Annotated in this window: 19 protein-coding genes; 10 read left to right on the top strand and 9 right to left on the bottom strand. The window is 61.0% G+C overall.

Going from position 1 to position 16,306, the window contains the following annotated elements; genetic code table 11:
- Nucleotides 1-49 precede the first annotated feature (49 nt).
- From coxB to J3A65_RS13655, 3 genes are read left to right on the top strand one after another with little or no spacing between them, the layout of a single operon-like run.
- Entirely contained in the window at nt 50-718 is a 669-nt protein-coding gene (gene coxB / locus J3A65_RS13645; protein WP_281064433.1) for a cytochrome c oxidase subunit II, read from the top strand.
- Nucleotides 715-3,222 carry a cytochrome c oxidase subunit I gene (gene ctaD, locus J3A65_RS13650; RefSeq protein WP_209901706.1) on the top strand — a complete coding sequence of 836 codons (2,508 nt, stop codon included), beginning with the start codon at nt 715-717 and terminating at the stop codon, nt 3,220-3,222. Before coxB ends, ctaD begins: the two co-directional genes overlap by 4 nt.
- Nucleotides 3,223-3,567, top strand: coding sequence for a hypothetical protein (locus J3A65_RS13655; protein ID WP_209901708.1), 345 nt, complete (start codon nt 3,223-3,225; stop codon nt 3,565-3,567).
- A 22-nt stretch (nt 3,568-3,589) separates the two neighbouring features.
- Here the strand turns inward: J3A65_RS13655 and J3A65_RS13660 are convergent, their stop codons facing one another.
- The gene (locus tag J3A65_RS13660) at nt 3,590-4,099 is read right to left on the bottom strand and encodes a sigma-70 family RNA polymerase sigma factor (RefSeq protein ID WP_062460596.1); all 510 of its coding nucleotides are present in this window, start codon (nt 4,097-4,099) and stop codon (nt 3,590-3,592) included.
- A gap of 199 nt (nt 4,100-4,298) precedes the next feature.
- Between J3A65_RS13660 and J3A65_RS13665 the strand changes: the two genes are divergently transcribed.
- A complete protein-coding gene (locus J3A65_RS13665) occupies nt 4,299-4,733 on the top strand; it encodes a pyridoxamine 5'-phosphate oxidase family protein (protein ID WP_209901710.1) in 435 nt (144 codons plus the stop codon).
- Nucleotides 4,734-4,828: 95 nt separating this feature from the next.
- Here J3A65_RS13665 and msrA read toward each other — a convergent pair whose 3' ends face one another.
- Entirely contained in the window at nt 4,829-5,332 is a 504-nt protein-coding gene (gene msrA / locus J3A65_RS13670; RefSeq protein ID WP_062460601.1) for a peptide-methionine (S)-S-oxide reductase MsrA, read from the bottom strand.
- A gap of 160 nt (nt 5,333-5,492) precedes the next feature.
- Here msrA and J3A65_RS13675 point away from each other — a divergent pair, with 160 nt between their 5' ends.
- Both J3A65_RS13675 and J3A65_RS13680 read left to right on the top strand, forming a co-directional pair.
- Nucleotides 5,493-5,936, top strand: coding sequence for a hypothetical protein (locus J3A65_RS13675; RefSeq protein ID WP_209901712.1), 444 nt, complete (start codon nt 5,493-5,495; stop codon nt 5,934-5,936).
- Between the two features lie 31 nt (nt 5,937-5,967).
- Nucleotides 5,968-6,345, top strand: coding sequence for a PH domain-containing protein (locus J3A65_RS13680; RefSeq protein WP_062460606.1), 378 nt, complete (start codon nt 5,968-5,970; stop codon nt 6,343-6,345).
- A 110-nt stretch (nt 6,346-6,455) separates the two neighbouring features.
- Here J3A65_RS13680 and J3A65_RS13685 read toward each other — a convergent pair whose 3' ends face one another.
- The 5 genes from J3A65_RS13685 to bdcA all read right to left on the bottom strand — a co-directional run bounded on the left by J3A65_RS13685 (nt 6,456) and on the right by bdcA (nt 10,896).
- On the bottom strand, nt 6,456-7,619 hold the full coding sequence (locus J3A65_RS13685) for a zinc-dependent alcohol dehydrogenase (protein ID WP_062460610.1): 1,164 nt from the start codon (nt 7,617-7,619) through the stop codon (nt 6,456-6,458).
- 55 nt (nt 7,620-7,674) lie between these two features.
- Entirely contained in the window at nt 7,675-8,550 is an 876-nt protein-coding gene (locus J3A65_RS13690) for an SDR family oxidoreductase (RefSeq protein ID WP_244508768.1), read from the bottom strand.
- A gap of 285 nt (nt 8,551-8,835) precedes the next feature.
- Nucleotides 8,836-9,207, bottom strand: a complete 372-nt coding sequence (locus J3A65_RS13695; protein ID WP_192077518.1) for a hypothetical protein — start codon at nt 9,205-9,207, stop codon at nt 8,836-8,838.
- Between the two features lie 9 nt (nt 9,208-9,216).
- The gene (locus J3A65_RS13700; protein ID WP_062460619.1) at nt 9,217-10,017 is read right to left on the bottom strand and encodes an alpha/beta fold hydrolase; all 801 of its coding nucleotides are present in this window, start codon (nt 10,015-10,017) and stop codon (nt 9,217-9,219) included.
- 165 nt (nt 10,018-10,182) lie between these two features.
- On the bottom strand, nt 10,183-10,896 hold the full coding sequence (bdcA, locus tag J3A65_RS13705) for an SDR family oxidoreductase (protein ID WP_062460623.1): 714 nt from the start codon (nt 10,894-10,896) through the stop codon (nt 10,183-10,185).
- Nucleotides 10,897-10,970: 74 nt separating this feature from the next.
- Here bdcA and J3A65_RS13710 point away from each other — a divergent pair, with 74 nt between their 5' ends.
- Nucleotides 10,971-11,561, top strand: coding sequence for a TetR/AcrR family transcriptional regulator (locus tag J3A65_RS13710; protein ID WP_209901714.1), 591 nt, complete (start codon nt 10,971-10,973; stop codon nt 11,559-11,561).
- Between the two features lie 99 nt (nt 11,562-11,660).
- Here J3A65_RS13710 and J3A65_RS13715 read toward each other — a convergent pair whose 3' ends face one another.
- The gene (locus J3A65_RS13715) at nt 11,661-12,962 is read right to left on the bottom strand and encodes a sorbosone dehydrogenase family protein (protein ID WP_184653876.1); all 1,302 of its coding nucleotides are present in this window, start codon (nt 12,960-12,962) and stop codon (nt 11,661-11,663) included.
- Between the two features lie 157 nt (nt 12,963-13,119).
- On the bottom strand, nt 13,120-13,830 hold the full coding sequence (locus J3A65_RS13720; RefSeq protein ID WP_209901716.1) for an FCD domain-containing protein: 711 nt from the start codon (nt 13,828-13,830) through the stop codon (nt 13,120-13,122).
- A gap of 157 nt (nt 13,831-13,987) precedes the next feature.
- On the opposite strand from J3A65_RS13720, the gene J3A65_RS13725 reads away from it, so the two are divergent.
- From J3A65_RS13725 to J3A65_RS13735, 3 genes are all read left to right on the top strand, one after another.
- Nucleotides 13,988-14,785: a transporter substrate-binding domain-containing protein gene (locus J3A65_RS13725; protein ID WP_062582473.1), complete on the top strand. Its 798-nt coding sequence runs from the start codon at nt 13,988-13,990 to the stop codon at nt 14,783-14,785.
- A 78-nt stretch (nt 14,786-14,863) separates the two neighbouring features.
- A complete protein-coding gene (locus J3A65_RS13730) occupies nt 14,864-15,535 on the top strand; it encodes an amino acid ABC transporter permease (protein WP_209901718.1) in 672 nt (223 codons plus the stop codon).
- On the top strand, nt 15,535-16,284 hold the full coding sequence (locus J3A65_RS13735; RefSeq protein ID WP_209901720.1) for an amino acid ABC transporter ATP-binding protein: 750 nt from the start codon (nt 15,535-15,537) through the stop codon (nt 16,282-16,284). Before J3A65_RS13730 ends, J3A65_RS13735 begins: the two co-directional genes overlap by 1 nt.
- Nucleotides 16,285-16,306: the final 22 nt, after the last annotated feature.

Below are 16,306 nucleotides of genomic sequence, written 5' to 3' on the forward strand. Positions count from 1 at the left end.
GTTCGCAGGGCAAATCCATCAGGTCCGCACTTGGTTCCGCGTCCTCGCGCTGGCCTGTGTTTCTGCAGCGCTCAGCGGTTGCACTGGCGACCTTTCCGCGCTCGACCCCGCCGGACCATCCGCGGGTTCGATTGCCCAGCTGTGGTGGGTGATGCTGTGGGGGTCTGTCGTCCTCTTTACCCTCGTCGTCGGGCTCTTTGCCGCCACCCTGTTTCGCCCGCGCTTTGGACGCGGCCTCTCTCAGAGCGGCTGGATTATATGGGGCGGCCTCGTTCTTCCCCTGCCCGTCCTCACCGCACTGACCTTCTATGCGTTTTCTCAAGGCGAATTTCTGTTGAGCGGCGGCAGCGCGAAGACAGAGGATGTGCTGGAGGTCAGGGCTGTGGGCAGCATGTGGCAATGGCAGTTCTCCTACCCGTCCCTGCCGGGCAGCCGGACCGCAACCGACCTCCTGCATATCCCGGCGGGCAGAACCATCGAAATCATCGCCGAAAGCGAGGACGTCATTCACAGTTTCTGGGTTCCCCGCCTTGGCGGCAAGATCGATGCCGTTCCAGGCCATGCCAACCGGCTGCGCATCCGCGCCGACCAACCCGGACGATATGGCGGCGTCTGCTCGGAATATTGCGGCACGGGACACGCCGGCATGCGCTTCGAGGTACAGGCGCACACGGCTGACGATTTCGAAAAGGCAATCATTGGGGAACTAGCCCGATGACCGACCCCACGTCACCCGGGCACGACCCGATTGCGCTGCATCGCGCGCTGGACCGCTTATGGGCTGGAAAGCCCGGCTGGGGTCGTCTCGCTGCCGTGAACCACAATGTGGTTGGCGTCCGTTTCATGCTGACCGCTCTCGTGTTCTTTGCGATCGGCGGCATCCTGGCAATGTTGATCCGCACCCAGCTTGCCTCCGCCAACAGCGTGTTCATGGACGCCGAGACCTACGGTCAGGTGTTCACGATGCATGGCACCATCATGATGTTCCTGTTCGCGATCCCCTTCTTCGAGGGCATGGCGATCTACCTCTTGCCGAAACTGCTCGGCACCCGCGACCTCGCCTTTCCCCGTCTCGGGGCCTACGGCTACTGGTGCTACCTGTTCGGCGGCATGATCCTGATCGGCGCGCTGATCGGCGGCGTTGCGCCCTCCGGCGGCTGGTTCATGTACACGCCGCTATCTTCGTCGGTCTATTCTCCCGGCATCAACTCCGACGTCTGGCTGCTCGGCATCACTTTCGTGGAGATCTCTGCCCTCTCCGCTGCTGTCGAGATCATCGTGACGATCGTGAAGATCCGCGCCGCCGGCATGTCGCTTGACCGGATGCCGATCTTCGCCTGGTACATGCTCGTGGTCGCAACCATGATGCTGGTCGGATTTCCGCCGCTCATCCTCGGATCGATCCTGCTCGAGGTGGAGCGCGCCTTCGACCTGCCGTTCTTCGACCCCACGCGCGGCGGCGATCCGCTTTTGTGGCAGCACCTTTTCTGGCTGTTCGGTCACCCGGAAGTCTACATCATCTTTCTGCCCGCAGCCGGCGCGATCTCGACCATTCTCCCCGTGCTCGCGGGCACGCCGCTCGCGGGTTACCGGGTGATTGTCGCGGCCATCGTCTCGATGGCGTTTCTGTCCTTCGGCCTCTGGGTGCATCACATGTACACGGTCGGCATACCGCATGTGGCGCTCTCCTTCTTCTCGGCGGCAAGCGCGCTGGTCGCGGTGCCGACGGCCGTCCAGATCTTTGCCTGGCTCGCCACCATGGCGCATGGGCGCCCGCGCTTTTCCATTCCGATGCTGCATATCTTCGGGTTCTTCTTCGTCTTCGTCATCGGAGGCCTGACGGGTGTCATGCTGGCCATGGTGCCGTTCGACTGGCAGGCCCACGACACCCATTTCGTGGTCGCCCACCTGCATTACGTTCTCGTCGGCGGCTTTATCTTCCCGATGCTGGCCATGGCCTATTACTGGCTGCCGCATTTGACCGGAAAACAACCCGTTCAACACCTGTCGAATGCGGCGTTCTGGATGATCTTCATCGGCTTTAACGTCACCTTCTTCTTCATGCACCTGACGGGTCTGCTCGGCATGCCGCGGCGCGTCTTCGAATATCCGACCGAGTTCGGATGGGAGACCCTGAATTTCATCTCGTCGATGGGAAGCTTCATCATGGCGATGGGGTTTGCGCTGGTGGCGCTCGATTTCATCCTTCTGTTCAAGTTCGGTCGGCCGTTCAGACGAAATCCGTGGAAGGCCGGGACGCTGGAATGGGCGATGCCGACACCGCCGCCATCCTACAACTTCGCTTCCATTCCGCGGATCGACAAACGCGCAGACCTGCTCGATCCCGATACGCTCGGCCCCTATCTTGCGGCTGGACGCGGTTATCTCGGCATGCCGCGCAATGATCGCATGGAAGTGCTGGGCGTGGATCCGGTCACAGGAGAGCCGGACCAGGTGGTGATGCTGCCGCGCCAGACATACCTGCCGATCTGGACCGCGATCGCCACAGGCGCATTCTTCCTGATGATGCTGTTCAAGCTCTACTGGGCAACGCCCCTGGCGCTGATCTCCGTCGTCGCATGCTTCTGGCTCTGGACTCGCCGCGATCCGCTGCCCGTGGAAAACGATCTCGTTCCGATCGGGCACGGCCTTAGCGTGCCGGTTCATCTGCATGCGAGCACGCCGCCATCCTATCTGGCGATGGTTCTCACGCTTGTTGCCGATGCGACGCTCTACATATCCCTGTTGTTCGGCTGCCTTTTCCTGTGGGTTTCCGCCCCCAACTGGCCGCCGGCCGGCTTTGTCGTCGACGTGAAGCTTTTGGCGCTCGCCGTCGGCGGAGTGATCATGAGTTGTGTCGGAGGTCGCCTAGCGGCCCGTCGCAACGGGGCGGTGATGGTGGGCAGCGCGCTGGCGCTGCTCGGACACCTGATCTCGACCGGGCTGTTCCTCGCCATCGCGTTGCTGGTCCTTCCCGCGCCGTCGGGCCATGCCGCGATCGCCTCCGTGTTCGTGATCTTCATCTACGCCGCCCTGCACGGCACCATCGGCGCCGTGTTTGCGGCCCACGCCCTGTGGACGAGCCTCGGAAACAGGAAGGCTATTCTTTCCCTCGATCTCAGGATTGGCAGGCTGTGGCATGACTATACGGCAGCAGCAGGCATCTGCGCGGCGGCTTTCTATCTGGCTCTGCAAAGCCTGATCGGCGAAGGAGGCCTATAGATGCGCCATCCGCTTCTGCTTGCTATCTCGGCGTTCGTGGTCTGGAGTGGAGCATTCCTGACGATCTACGCGGTTCAGGCGACCGGCTGCAGCCTGGACTGGCAGAGTGGCAACCTCGGAGCCTGGACATCGCCGCTCCGGCTGCTGTTGATATCGATGATGATCGCAAGCGTCATGGCGGTTGTCGTAATTCTGCTGCGCCAGCTACGGTCGAGCCGGACGTCACCCGTTTCCGAGACGTCCAGCTTCATGAACCGTGTGGCGATCTACGTCTCGATAGCGGCCCTGTTCTCGACCGCCTTCTGCTTCACCGGCGTCGTCTGGCTGACACTGTGTTCAGCCTGACGATATTCGGTCACGGTGGCGCTCAGATCGACGCCACTGTGGAGACAGTCTCGCCCATCTGGGCTGCGAGGAAATGCCTGGCACGGCTGATCCGGCTCTTCACCGTACCGACGGCGACATTGCATTTATCGGCTGCAACGTCATAGGACTGGCCGTCCTCAATCACCAGCTTGTAGGCATCCCGGTACGTCTCCGGCATCGCCATCAATGCCCGGTCGAACTCGCTCTTGCGGATGGCCCACTCCTGGGGCGAAGACGCTGCAGGCATGAGGTGCTCGAGATTTTCGGTTCCGATGCTCATGCGCTTTGCCCGCTGAAAGGCGGTATGATGGGTGTTGCGCATGATGGTGAACAACCATGATTTGAGGTTGGTCCCGGTGGCGAACGAAGGCAGCGCCGCGAGGCCCCGGAGCAAGGTTTCCTGGACAAGGTCGTCAGCATCGGTCGCGTTTCGATGGAAGCGCATCGCAAAGCGCCTCAGCGCTGGAATAAGTGCTACGACTTCGTGGTGCAATCTGAGATCGGCATCCATTCTCGTCTCCTCCTACTAGAGGTAACTCAAGTCGCAGTTGCGCTCATCGTTCCGTTCGATGACGCCCAATCCGGGAAGGGTACGTTAACGTACGTAGGTAGGTGACCGGATGCCGGTCTATGGCGCCCGAGACTGGCGCACCGGAACCAACGAGAGAACCGCCAGTTCCTACTCCATTCGAGCAACACCTGGAGCAACCATGTCCGAACTTACGCTGCACGACCTGTCGAAGAAGATGGCAAAGCTGGACTTTGCCATGCTGACCACCACGACATCATCAGGCAATCTCACTTCGCGGCCGATGAGCAACAACGGCGACGTCGAGTACGACGGCGACAGCTATTTCTTCGCCTACGAGCAGTCGAAAAAGATTGCGGAAATCCGCGCTGACAGCGCAGTCGGCCTTACCTATGCGGGCGCAGTCGGCATGCTGGGTGGTTCGCCGCTCTTTGTCGGCGTTGAAGGCTCGGCAACGCTCATCACCGACAAAGCGACATTCAAGGATCACTGGACCAAGGACCTCGACCGGTATTTCCCGGAAGGGATCGACACCCCCGGTGTCGTGATGATCCGCGTGACGGCAAAGACGATCCGCTATTGGGACGGCAGCGACGAAGGCCAGATCTCGCTGTAAGCTGATCTGTCCCCAAGTGGGATGGCATTACGACTTGGGCCCGGTGTTTCCACCGGGCCCAAGTGCGTTTCGGGATAATGTTATCGGGCGACCCGTTACGCTGCACGCTTCGGCAGCCGCCAGTTGGGCCGCGGGAAGTGGCAGGTATAGCCATTGGGGATTCGCACCAGATAATCCTGATGCTCAGGCTCCGCCTCCCAGAATTCTGCCTCAGGCACGACTTCCGTCACGACCTTGCCCGGCCAGATACCGGACGCATCCACATCGGCGATCGTGTCAGCGGCAACATTCTTCTGTTCGTCACTGGTGAAGAAGATCGCGGAGCGATAGCTCGAGCCGACGTCGTTACCTTGCCGATTGCGGGTGCTTGGATCGTGGATCTGGAAGAAGAACTCCAGCAGGTCGCGGTAGGTCGTCTTGGTCGGATCGAAATTGATCTCGATCGCCTCCGCGTGGCCCTCGTGATTGCGATAGGTCGCGTTTGCAACACTTCCGCCCGTATAGCCCACGCGTGTGGATTGGACACCGGGAAGCTTGCGGATCAGATCCTGCATTCCCCAAAAGCAGCCGCCTGCTAAAACTGCGCGTTCGGTTGTCATGATGTATCTCCTGTTCGTCCGTCTCGCCAATATATGGTGTCGCCTTCCGCATTTAACCAGACGGCTCGAACGACTGATCGCAGCACTTGTCGGTAAACGAGCAGAGCAGTGGAACTGTGCAACCCGCCGTCAGTTCGGGAACCTTGCAGGAGAAAACGCAATGTCTGATATCGACGACATCCACGGTGACAAATTCTCGGACACCTCGATCAGCGAGACAAGGGTTGGGCAATCGGTCGAAAGCGAGGCCCAGATCAGAGACGCGTCGGTGACGACCACGCCCGGCGAAACGCTCAACATCTACAGGCTCGAACCGACCGCCCGTAGCGACGATCCGCGGTGGCAGAATGCTCCCATGCAGGGCGCAGTCACGGTTGCCGCAAGGACTGCCGGCGATGCAAGGATTGTCGCGACCAGCCAGGAAGTTGACTTCCAGCAAGTTGACGCAGCGCCTGCCGAAGGCGTCAGCACCGACTTCGCCAGCGCGTTCCGGGACGAAATGCTCTACACCGTCATTGAAATTGCGCGTGGCCGAACCGATCTCTCTCGCGGCGTCATCGACGCCGGTGGAGTGATCGAGATGATCAAGCCGCTTCAGGACTGAGACCCAAAACCTTTGCCGGGAGATTGCAATCATGGGCCTTTTTGACGGATTTCTGGGCCATGGATCGACAGTCGACCCGGCAGACCTGAACAAGCGTCTCGATGGCGTGCTGATCGATGGAGAACAGCCGCAACTCGCCTTCAAACTCATCCGCGATTTCTTCGTCTTCACCCAGTATCGCATCATCATGGTCGACATCCAGGGGATGACGGGAAGTAAGGTCGACTACATGTCGATTCCCTACCGGTCGATCACCCGGTTTTCGGTCGAGACTGCGGGAACGTTCGATCTGGATTCGGAGCTGAAAATCTGGGTATCGGGTAGCGACAGCCCGATTGCGAAAACGCTGAAAAAGGGCACCGATGTGCGCGGCATACAGCGCGCGCTCGCGACCGGCATCTTCCGTTAAAATCAAGGTATCAAAACGACAATGCGGTTGAATGCCCGGTGCTTCGCCGCATCCTCTTCATGCTTACAAGAGAATGGCCTGCGGCAGATGCCGCAGGCCATTCGATTTGATTAGCCGTTCGGGCGTATCACGACCTTGACGCAGCCGTCCTGCTTGTCGCGGAACGTCTTGTAGGCCTCCGGACCTTCCTCAAGTCCGATGCGGTGCGTGATCAGGAATGACGGATCGATCTTGCCATCCTGGATCAGCTTCATCAGCGGCTCGAGATAACGCTGAACGTGGGTCTGACCGGTCTTGAGGGTCAGGCCCTTGCCCATGAAGGCGCCCAGCGACGTCGGAACGGCCGGACCGACAAACACGCCGGGAAGAGAGACCGTACCACCGGGCCGGCAGGCGAGGATTGCCTGGTTGAGCGCGTAAGGACGCTCGGTTGCCGACAGCTTGGTCTGAAGCGTTTCCATCACGCCACCGGCGCCATGGCTCTCAAGACCCACCGCCTCGATGACCGCATCCGGCCCAAGACCGTTCGTCATGTCGAGAATGCGCTGCTGCAGATCCTCATCCGCATAGTCAAGCGTCTCGGCACCGGACTGTTGCGCAAGCGCTAAGCGCTCCGGCACGGTGTCGATCGCAATCACGCGCTCTGCACCGAGCAAGAACGCCGACTTGATCGCAAACAGGCCGACCGGACCACATCCGAACACGGCAACCGTCTGGCCCTGCTTGATGTCGCAGTTTTCGGCCGCCATGTAGCCTGTCGGGAAGATGTCGGAGAGGAACAGGACCTGTTCATCGGTCAATCCATCCGGCACCACGATCGGCCCGACATCGGCGTAGGGAATGCGCAGGTACTGGGCCTGGCCGCCCGGGATCTGGCCGTACATTTCCGAGAAGCCGAACAGGCCGGCCGTCGGATAGCCGATCTGCTTGGCCTGCATCGCGCCGTTGGGGTTGGATCGTTCGCAAAGCGAGAACTGACCCCATTTGCACTGACGGCACTCGCCGCAGGAAATCGTGAACGGCACGACCACGCGGTCGCCGACCTTGAGCTTCGAGTTTCCGCGGCCGACTTCGACCACCTCACCCATCGTTTCATGGCCCATCACGTCGCCTGCGTGCATGCCGGGAACGAAACCACCATAAAGGTGAAGATCCGAGCCGCAGATGGCGCAGCTCGTGACCTTGATGATCGCATCGCGGTCATGCTGAATGATTGGATCGTCTACTTCTTCGCAGCGGATATCACCGCTGCCGTGCCATGTAAGAGCTTTCACGTTCTAACCTCCGGTCGTGTTGCATTCGCGTTGGTGTTCATGCGCATGTTCATGTTCAAGGTTGCCCGCTGCCACCGGCAGCACCGTAGATCTGTCCCGTCGAGAAGCTTGCGCCGTTGTCGGCAAGCTGGACGTAGATCGACGCAAGCTCGGCAGGCTGACCCGGTCGGCCGAGCGGCGTATCGCCACCGAACTCGACCAGCTTTTCCATCGTCGCACCGCCCGACACCTGCAGCGGCGTCCAGACCGGGCCCGGCGCAACGCCGTTGACGCGTATGCCCTTCGGGCCGAGCTGCTTGGCCATCGACTTCGTGAAGCTCATGCCGGCCGCCTTGGTGATGGCATAGTCGACCAGGTTCTCGGACGGATCGTAGGCCTGTTCGGACGTCGTCTGGATGATCGACGATCCCGGCTGCAGATGCTTGAGCGCCGCCTTGGTCAGCCAGAACATCGCGTAGATGTTCGTCTTCATCGTCGCGTCGAAGGCTTCGGTGGTGATATCAGACAGCGACTGGGCCTGCTGCTGACGGCCCGCATTGTTGACCAAAATGTCGAGACCACCCAGAGCCTTTGCGGCATCTTCGACGAGCTTCACGCAGAATGCCTCGTCGCGCAGATCGCCGGGAAGTGCGATGCCCTTGCGACCTTCCTTTTCGATCAGGGCGATGACTTCTTTGGCATCCGGCTCTTCATCGGGCAGATAGTTGATCGCGACATCGGCACCCTCGCGGGCATAGGCGATGGCAGCCGCACGGCCCATCCCGGAATCGCCGCCGGTGATCAGAGCCTTGCGTCCAGCCAGCCGGCCCGAGCCCTTATACGAGGTCTCGCCGTGATCCGGCTTCGGCGTCATCTTGCCGGCCAAGCCTGGGAATGGCTGGGTCTGCTCCTGAAACGGAGGCTGCGGGTACTTGGTCGTCGGGTCTTCCATACTGGATGCCTTTACAGTCGTATCTTGAGAAAATGCCGGCAACGCCGAAGCGGCGAGCGCCGCTGTGGTGGACGCAAGCATGTGTCGGCGGGAAAGAATGAACGATGGGAATGTCGGCACGATAATGTTCCTGGATTATAACCCAAGAACTAAGGTGGACGGGGAGTGTTCCCACATTCGCCTGTCTATCTTCACGGGAGGCTTCGTTCAGCCACCAGACCAGGCGTAATCCATGCAAAGAATGCACCGGCCGCAGCTCTGCCGCCGGTGCAATATGTCAGTGGTTCAGCGGATACGGCTGAGAAGCTGTCCGGCGATCAGCGGAACGGCAGCCGTCCCCACAGGTCCAAGCCGCAACCGTTGTGCAAGCCGACCAAGAACGAAGGTTGCCGTGGCGGTTCCGATCAGCTTCACCCACGAATTTTCTGGGGTCTGGGAGGACGGCGATGCACGCCGGGTCTGGCCCTCGCCTTCGATCTCGGCAATCCGGTTGCGCAGATAGACGACTTCCCGACGCAGCCGTTCCATTTCGGCCTCGCTGCCGGACATGGCCCCGGCCGATGCGCCGCGCTCGCCATAGGCGACGTCGTCCAACTCGTCGAGATGTTCATTGAGAAGAGCGGTGCTTTCGAACCCGCGTGCTTTGATATTGGTCATGGTTGCACCTCAGATCGCGCTTGGAGCATAGATACGGTTGTCGACGTCGAACCGGTTCTGCTGAAGCCAGCCGTCGATATAGGCGGCGACCTCTTCCCAGCCGGGTTCACCGCAGATGTAGTGGCCACGGTTGGGGAACTCGCGGAAGTCGGTCACGCTGCCGGTATTCTCGTAGGCCTTGAAATTCTTCTCGTTGAGATCGGCGGGAATGATCTCATCCTTCTCGCCGGCAACCAGAAGCAAAGGTTCATGCGGACGGCTGAGATCGATCTTGCCGGACGAACCCATGCAGTCGCGCAGAACGTTGCGGCTGTCGTGGGTCGCCGTCTTCTCGAACTCGACAGCCGCCTGCTCTTCCGACAGCGTGTTGGCGAAGGAGCCATGGAACGTCTTTGCGTCCATGTAGACCGGCTCATCACCCTTCAGCGGATTGGTGATGATGGCGCTGTTCTTGATGAAGCCCCAGTCGAAATCGAGCATGGCATTCGGCGCAACCGACGAGATCGCCACTGCACCCGAGACGTGGCCATCCGCGAGCAGCTTCTGCGCGATGAGACCTCCGACAGAGTGACCGATGACGACAGGCTTATCGAGGCCTGCGACCGCCGATTTGATGGATGCATAGATGGCATCGAGGCTCAGCTCACCGAGCCCGGCTGGCGGGTTGTCGCGCAATGCCTTCGGATCGCCATCGTGGAGAGGCCATGCCGGGGCGCTGCAGTCGTAGCCTTTGTCGCTGAAGTAGCGAACCCAGTTGTCCCAGCTTTTGGGATTTTGAAACATGCCATGCACGAAAACGATCTGCGTCATCGATAATCCTCTCTTTTCTGAGAGAGAGGAACCGAAAACCCGCGCCGTTGTTCCCACGCGCTGAAAGACTTGGGCAAGCAGATCGCAGATTGCTGAGTCGAGAGCTGTAAGGCCAGTCGTGCGACTGGCCTTATGCGATGTCGCCCCGGATGGGGTATGCCGGGATTACGCTCCGAACGCACCGTCGATCGTGTGCATTGCCCCGGTCACGAACCCCGCCTCCGGGCCGGCGAGCCAGGCGACCATTCCAGCAACCTCTTCCGGACGACCGTGGCGCTTGATCGCCATGAAGCTGTGCATCAGGTCTTTCATCGGTCCGTTTTCCGGATTGGCATCCGTATCGATCGGCCCCGGCTGAACGACGTTGATGGTGATGCCGCGTGGCCCGAAATCGCGCGCCAGCCCGCGGGCCAGTCCCTGCAGGGCAGACTTGCTCACCGCATAGGAGGCCATGCCCGGAATGGGCATCCGGTCACCATTGACGGAACCGATGACGATGATCCGCCCGCCGTCCGGCATCTGACGCGCCGCTTCGACCGAGGCGTGATAGGGCGCATGGATATTGATCTGGAAAAGCCGGTCGATCGCGTCCGGATCCTGTTCAAGCGCATCGCCGAAGACAGCAATTCCGGCATTGACCACCAGCACGTCCAGCGGGCCGCTTTCTCGCACCCGGGCAATCACGGCATCGCGGCTGGAGCTGTCGGTCTGAACAGCCGTAGTCTTGGTCTCTGCCGCCAGCTCATCCGCCGCCGCGCGAGAGCCGGCATAGGTGAAGGTCACGTTGGCACCGTCGTTTGCAAACCGCCGCACGATGGCGGCGCCGATACCCCGGCTACCGCCGAGAACCAGAACGGATTTTCCCTGAAAAGTCGTCATCTGAGATCCTTGAGAAATACAGTAATGACTGCTACATAAATCATCAGGGTTCATCGTCAAGGTATTTTGTAATAATGACTACAGATATTCCGCGTACCCGCGGTCGCCCACGTCGTTTTGATGCCGACCAAGGTGTGGAGATTGCCCAGAAGCTGTTCCATGCGCGCGGCTATGATGCCGTGGGGGTTGCCGATGTCACGCAGGCACTCGGCATCAATCCGCCGAGCTTCTATGCCGCCTTCGGCAACAAGGCCGGCTTGTACGCGCGCGTTCTTGAACGCTACTCGCTAACGGCGGCGATTCCGCTTGCTGATATCCTGAGGCCCGACCGCCCGGTTGCCGAATGCCTTGCGGCCGTGCTGGAAGACGCCTGCCGGCGCTATGCGGCCGACCCGGCTACCGCTGGCTGTCTCGTTCTGGAGGGAACCCATTGCGATGATCCGGAGGCACGTGCGGCGACCCGCGCATTGCAGACAGCGGCGGAGGATGTGATCCGTGGCTATATCGCAGCGCGGCATCCGGAAAAGGCGGAAAGCGTGACCGATTTCGTCTCGACCACAATGACCGGCCTCTCCGCCAAGGCCCGCAGCGGATTGGAACTGGACCGCCTCATGGCCATTGCCCGCCTTGCCGGACGGATCCTGACGCAAGAGCTTGCGGATTGATCATCGCCGCTGCGGTCGGGCCTGCAGCGACGGAACGCGATTGCTGCGCACCCATCGGGTGGCACGCAGCAATCAACTCAAATGTTCTACGTCGCGCGATCAAGCGCCGGTGACGCGCCAGATGACATCGCCCACATCGTCCGCCATCAGCACGGCACCGTCGGCGGCAAGTGCCACCCCGACCGGACGGCCGAAGGAATGCTTTTCGTCCTTCGAGAGGAAGTCGGTGAGGATTTCGCGCGGCATTCCCACGGGCTTGCCGTTCTCAAAGGCGACGAAGGCGAGCTTGTAGCCGGAAAGCTTGGACCGGTTCCACGACCCGTGCTGGCCGATGGCCATCCCCGCCGGAAAGCCCGGCAGCGTGCCCGCCGGCAACCAGCAGAGCCCGAGCGACGCCGTATGGCCGCCCAGCGCATAGTCGGGCTGCTGCGCGGATGCCACCTTTGCGGCATCCTGCGGAACCCGGTCGTCCACGACCCGGTTCCAGTAGCAGTAGGGCCAGCCGTAGAACCCGCCGTCGCGAACCGATGTCAGATAATCCGGCGGCGTCTCGTCACCCAGGCCGTCGCGTTCGTTGACAACCGTCCACAGCATGCCGCCTTCAGGCTCGAACGCCATGCCGACAGGGTTACGAAGACCACCGGCAAAGATGCGCGACTGGCCCGTCTGAAGGTCGTATTCGTGAATGCAGGCGCGGTTTTCTTCCACGCCCATGCCTTCGTCGGCAATATTACTGAGCGATCCGACGGCGACAAAAAGCTTGGTGCCGTCATTGCTGACGATCAGGTTGCGCGTCCAGTGTCCGCCGGGCACCAGATCCATCAGCTTTTTCGGCTGCGCGGTAATCTTCGTCGCGCCGGCCTCGTAGGGATAGGCCAGAAGCGCATCGCTCGCTCCCACATAGAGCGTGTCACCGACAAGCGCGATACCGTAGGGCTGGCGCACGTTTTCGATATAGGCGAAACTTTGCTCGGCCACGCCGTCGCCATCGGCGTCGCGCAGCAGCGTCACGCGGTTGGGGCTGTCGCCGGAAGCGCGCGCCCGTTGCATCGTCGCCGACATGGCATGGTCGAACAGGCTGCGTGGATTGCCCCGCTCGCCCATTGATTCCGCCACGAGCACATCGCCGTTGGGGAGAACATGCATGTTGCGCGGATGCACGAGCCCGCGCGCAAAGGCATTGACCTTGAGGCCCGCCGCTGCCGTTGGCTTGTGATCGCCCTCCCAGCCTTTGGCTGTCGGCATCTTCAGCGTCGGGATCTTGCCCTGCGGCTTTGCGGCCGGAATGGCCGGCGTCGTGCCGAACACCGGCTGTCGCGGGCCATCCCCCGAATGACGGATGAGGACAGCGCCCTGGCCAATAAAGGCGACGACACGGGCAAACAGAGAAGGCTCAGTCATGGGGGAACTCTGCATTGAGGAATTCGAATAGTCCGAACGCTAAAGCCTTTATGCAACAAGCACTAGAGGGCAAAGGCACAATTTATCAGAGCATCCACCGCGGCTCCGGTTGCCGCCCTGGTGACCCTTGAGCCACCGGATGCGCCACAATTCCGGCCTATGGCTGAAGACCCGCGCAGCGTGCCGTGTTGCGGATATGCGTTTCCATTTCGCTCTTCGCCAACGCCGCGTCGTTCAATCTCAAGGCCGCAATGATGCGCCGGTGCTCGGCGATCGACTGTCGCATGCGCTCGGGATCGGTCATCGGAATCGGTTGCCGCTGCGTCTCGGTGACCTGGTCGCGCACCGTCTGGTAGAGCGCCTTCAGCATCGTGTTGGCGCAGGCCGAAACGATCGTGCCGTGGAAATCCAGATCCGCGTCGACGTTTGCGAGCAGGTCCTGGCGGGCCCAGCAATCCTCCATCGTCTGCGTCGCCATCTCCATCTTCTCGAGTTGCGCCTGCGACAGGCGCCCCGCGGAGAGACGCGCGATCTCGCCTTCCAAGAGGATGCGGGTCTGGAACACGTCGAACACCGAGTAGCTGTCCGAGTAACGCCACGGCGCCATGTGACCGGACTGGCTGATGGCGCCGTCCGAGACCGAGCTCGAACCCGCCGTCACGAACGTGCCGCGACCGGCTTCAGTCTTCAGCAATCCCAGCGTTTCCAAAGTCAGCAGCGCCTCGCGCAACGACGCCCGGCTGATCCCGAACTTTTGCGAAAACTCACGCTGCGACGGGATTTTTTCGCCGGCCTTCAACTGGCCGGCCTGGATCATGGTCTGGATTTCGCGGGCCACCGACTGCGGAACGAGCGTTTTGTTGAGCATGCGAACCTATTCCAGCTGGGCCCCTGCGGCCTGTCAGATATATTTTTCCCCGAGCTATCTTGCAAAGCCCAAAGTGCCGTGCTTGTTTGGTCGGACTGGTCTGACCAGTTAGACCAACATAGATTGCGTCTCATCATAAAAACAAGGGGTTCTCTCAATGCTACACGCGTCACGCATCAAAACCACAGTTCTCGCCGGCCTGTTTACAGCGCTCGGCGCAATCGGCGTTCATGCCGCCGATCTTACCGTCGGCGCCAATATCGGCAATGTGCCGTGGGAATTCGAAGACGCCAGCGGCAAGGTGACCGGTTTCGAGATCGATCTCGTCAACGAAATCGCCAAGCGCCTCGGCAAGACCGTCGAATTCGTCAACACGCCGTTCAACGGCCTGTTCCCGGCGGTACAGTCGGGCCGCATCAACATGGCGGTGTCGTCGATCACCATCACCGAAAAGCGCCTGCAGTCTGTGTCCTTCGCCCAACCCTATTACGACAGCGACCAGTCGCTGACCGTCACGGCCGCTTCCGGCATCACCGGCCTCAAGGGCATGAGCGGCAAGGTCGTCGGCGTCGATACCGGCTCGACCGGCGACATGTGGGCAGACAGCCACAAGGGCGAATACAAGCTCGGCGAAATCCGCCGCTTCGAGGGCCTGCAGCCGGCCATGCTCGATCTCGTTGCCGGCCGCGTCGATGGCTACATCTCCGACATTCCGGCCTTGCTCTACTACGCCAAGGACAAGCCGGAACTGAAGGTCGTCGAGCGCATCCCGACCGGCGAGAAATACTCGATCATGTTCAACAAGGGCGATCCGCTCGCAACCGAAGTCAACGCCGTCATCACCACGCTGAAGGGCGAAGGCTTTATCGCCAAGCTGCACCAGACATGGTTCGGTGCCAAGGCCGAAGACACGACCTCGACCGTCGCCGTTCTCGACATGCCGAAGGCCAAGTAAGGCTCACCCGAGCACGCTTGAATTGCATCCGGCGGAGCGCCAAACGCTCCGTCGGCTTGCCAAGGGAGCCGATCCGGCATGAACCTTCTCAATACATTCTTCAACATACCGGTCTTCCTGAACAGTCTGCCGCAGCTGCTCTGGGGTCTGGTCGTCACGCTGCAAATCGGCATTACCAGCATCCTGGTCGGCCTCGCTGGCGGACTGTTTCTGGCGGTGGCAAGGCTCTATGCGCCGGCATTCTTTCAGGTCCTGATCCGCATCTATATCGACATCTTTCGTTCGATACCGCTGCTCGTGCTTTTGATCGTCGTCTACTACGCCCTCCCCTTCGTCGGCATCCGCCTGTCGCCGTTTCTGTCGGCCGTGACCGCGCTGTCGCTCGTCTCAGCCGCCTATACGGCAGAGATCTTTCGCGCCGGCATCGAGGCCATTCCGAGCGGGCAGTTCGAGGCATCTGCTGCCCTTGGTCTGTCGGGTCGCAGCACGATGATGGATATCATCCTGCCGCAGGCGATCCGCATCGTCATTCCGCCGCTCACCAACAATTGCATCAACGTCATGAAAGACACGGCACTTGCCTCCGTCGTCGCCATGCCGGATCTGCTCAAGCAAGCAACCCAGGCGCAGGCGCTCAACGCCAACCCGACGCCGCTGATCGGGGCCGCTCTCATCTATATCGCGCTGCTCTGGCCGATGGTGGCCGTCGTCGCCCGTCTCGAAAAGCATTACAGCCGGGGGAAACGCTGATGGCGAAGACAACCGGCCCCCTCATCTCGATCCGCCGCCTGAACAAGGCCTATGGCACATTCACCGTTCTGCACGATATCGATCTCGATGTGGCCGAAGGCGAAGTCGTCTGCATCATCGGCCCCTCCGGCTCCGGCAAATCGACGCTGATCCGCTGCATCAACCACCTCGAAGCGTTTTCGCCGGAAAGCACCATCACCGTCGATGGCATCCGCGTCGCGCCGGGCCCGGCGCTTGCGAAAGTCCGCGCCGAAGTCGGCATGGTGTTTCAGTCGTTCAATCTCTTCCCGCATATGACGGTGCTGAGAAATGTCATGCTGGCACCGATGCGCGTCAGGAAGGCATCGCCAGAAGACGCCGAGCGCAAAGCCCGCGAACTGCTGGCACGCGTCGGTATTTCCGAACAGGCGGAAAAGTTTCCGGGCCAGCTTTCCGGCGGCCAGCAGCAGCGCGTGGCAATTGCCCGGGCGCTCGCCATGGAACCCGGCGTGCTGCTGTTCGACGAGCCGACCTCTTCGCTGGATCCCGAAATGGTCGGCGAAGTTCTGGACGTGATGCGCAAGCTTGCCGGCACCGGCGTCACCATGATCATCGTCACCCACGAGATGGGCTTTGCCCGCCAGGTCGCCGACCGGGTGATCTTCATGGATGCGGGACGCCTTGTCGAGGCGGGCACGCCGGCCGAAATCTTCGACAATCCTAGGGAAGAACGGACACGCAGTTTCCTGCGCGCCGTGCTCAATCATTGACAAGAACAACAAACGCAGGACC

Source organism: Rhizobium sp. PvP014, assembly GCF_017876855.1.
Classification (GTDB): domain Bacteria; phylum Pseudomonadota; class Alphaproteobacteria; order Rhizobiales; family Rhizobiaceae; genus Neorhizobium; species Neorhizobium soli.

Bases quoted from the DNA above. Each gene is read 5' to 3' on its own strand.
- J3A65_RS13665 (WP_209901710.1), top strand. From the start codon at position 4,299: ATGTCCGAACTTACGCTGCACGACCTGTCGAAGAAGATGGCAAAGCTG.
- J3A65_RS13695 (WP_192077518.1), bottom strand. From the start codon at position 9,207: ATGACCAATATCAAAGCACGCGGGTTCGAAAGCACCGCTCTTCTCAAT.
- J3A65_RS13690 (WP_244508768.1), bottom strand. From the start codon at position 8,550: ATGGAAGACCCGACGACCAAGTACCCGCAGCCTCCGTTTCAGGAGCAG.
- msrA (WP_062460601.1), bottom strand. From the start codon at position 5,332: ATGACAACCGAACGCGCAGTTTTAGCAGGCGGCTGCTTTTGGGGAATG.
- ctaD (WP_209901706.1), top strand. From the start codon at position 715: ATGACCGACCCCACGTCACCCGGGCACGACCCGATTGCGCTGCATCGC.
- J3A65_RS13700 (WP_062460619.1), bottom strand. From the start codon at position 10,017: ATGACGCAGATCGTTTTCGTGCATGGCATGTTTCAAAATCCCAAAAGC.
- J3A65_RS13735 (WP_209901720.1), top strand. From the start codon at position 15,535: ATGGCGAAGACAACCGGCCCCCTCATCTCGATCCGCCGCCTGAACAAG.
- J3A65_RS13715 (WP_184653876.1), bottom strand. From the start codon at position 12,962: ATGACTGAGCCTTCTCTGTTTGCCCGTGTCGTCGCCTTTATTGGCCAG.
- J3A65_RS13655 (WP_209901708.1), top strand. From the start codon at position 3,223: ATGCGCCATCCGCTTCTGCTTGCTATCTCGGCGTTCGTGGTCTGGAGT.
- J3A65_RS13660 (WP_062460596.1), bottom strand. From the start codon at position 4,099: ATGGATGCCGATCTCAGATTGCACCACGAAGTCGTAGCACTTATTCCA.
- J3A65_RS13680 (WP_062460606.1), top strand. From the start codon at position 5,968: ATGGGCCTTTTTGACGGATTTCTGGGCCATGGATCGACAGTCGACCCG.
- J3A65_RS13710 (WP_209901714.1), top strand. From the start codon at position 10,971: ATGACTACAGATATTCCGCGTACCCGCGGTCGCCCACGTCGTTTTGAT.
- J3A65_RS13730 (WP_209901718.1), top strand. From the start codon at position 14,864: ATGAACCTTCTCAATACATTCTTCAACATACCGGTCTTCCTGAACAGT.
- J3A65_RS13675 (WP_209901712.1), top strand. From the start codon at position 5,493: ATGTCTGATATCGACGACATCCACGGTGACAAATTCTCGGACACCTCG.
- J3A65_RS13720 (WP_209901716.1), bottom strand. From the start codon at position 13,830: ATGCTCAACAAAACGCTCGTTCCGCAGTCGGTGGCCCGCGAAATCCAG.
- bdcA (WP_062460623.1), bottom strand. From the start codon at position 10,896: ATGACGACTTTTCAGGGAAAATCCGTTCTGGTTCTCGGCGGTAGCCGG.
- J3A65_RS13725 (WP_062582473.1), top strand. From the start codon at position 13,988: ATGCTACACGCGTCACGCATCAAAACCACAGTTCTCGCCGGCCTGTTT.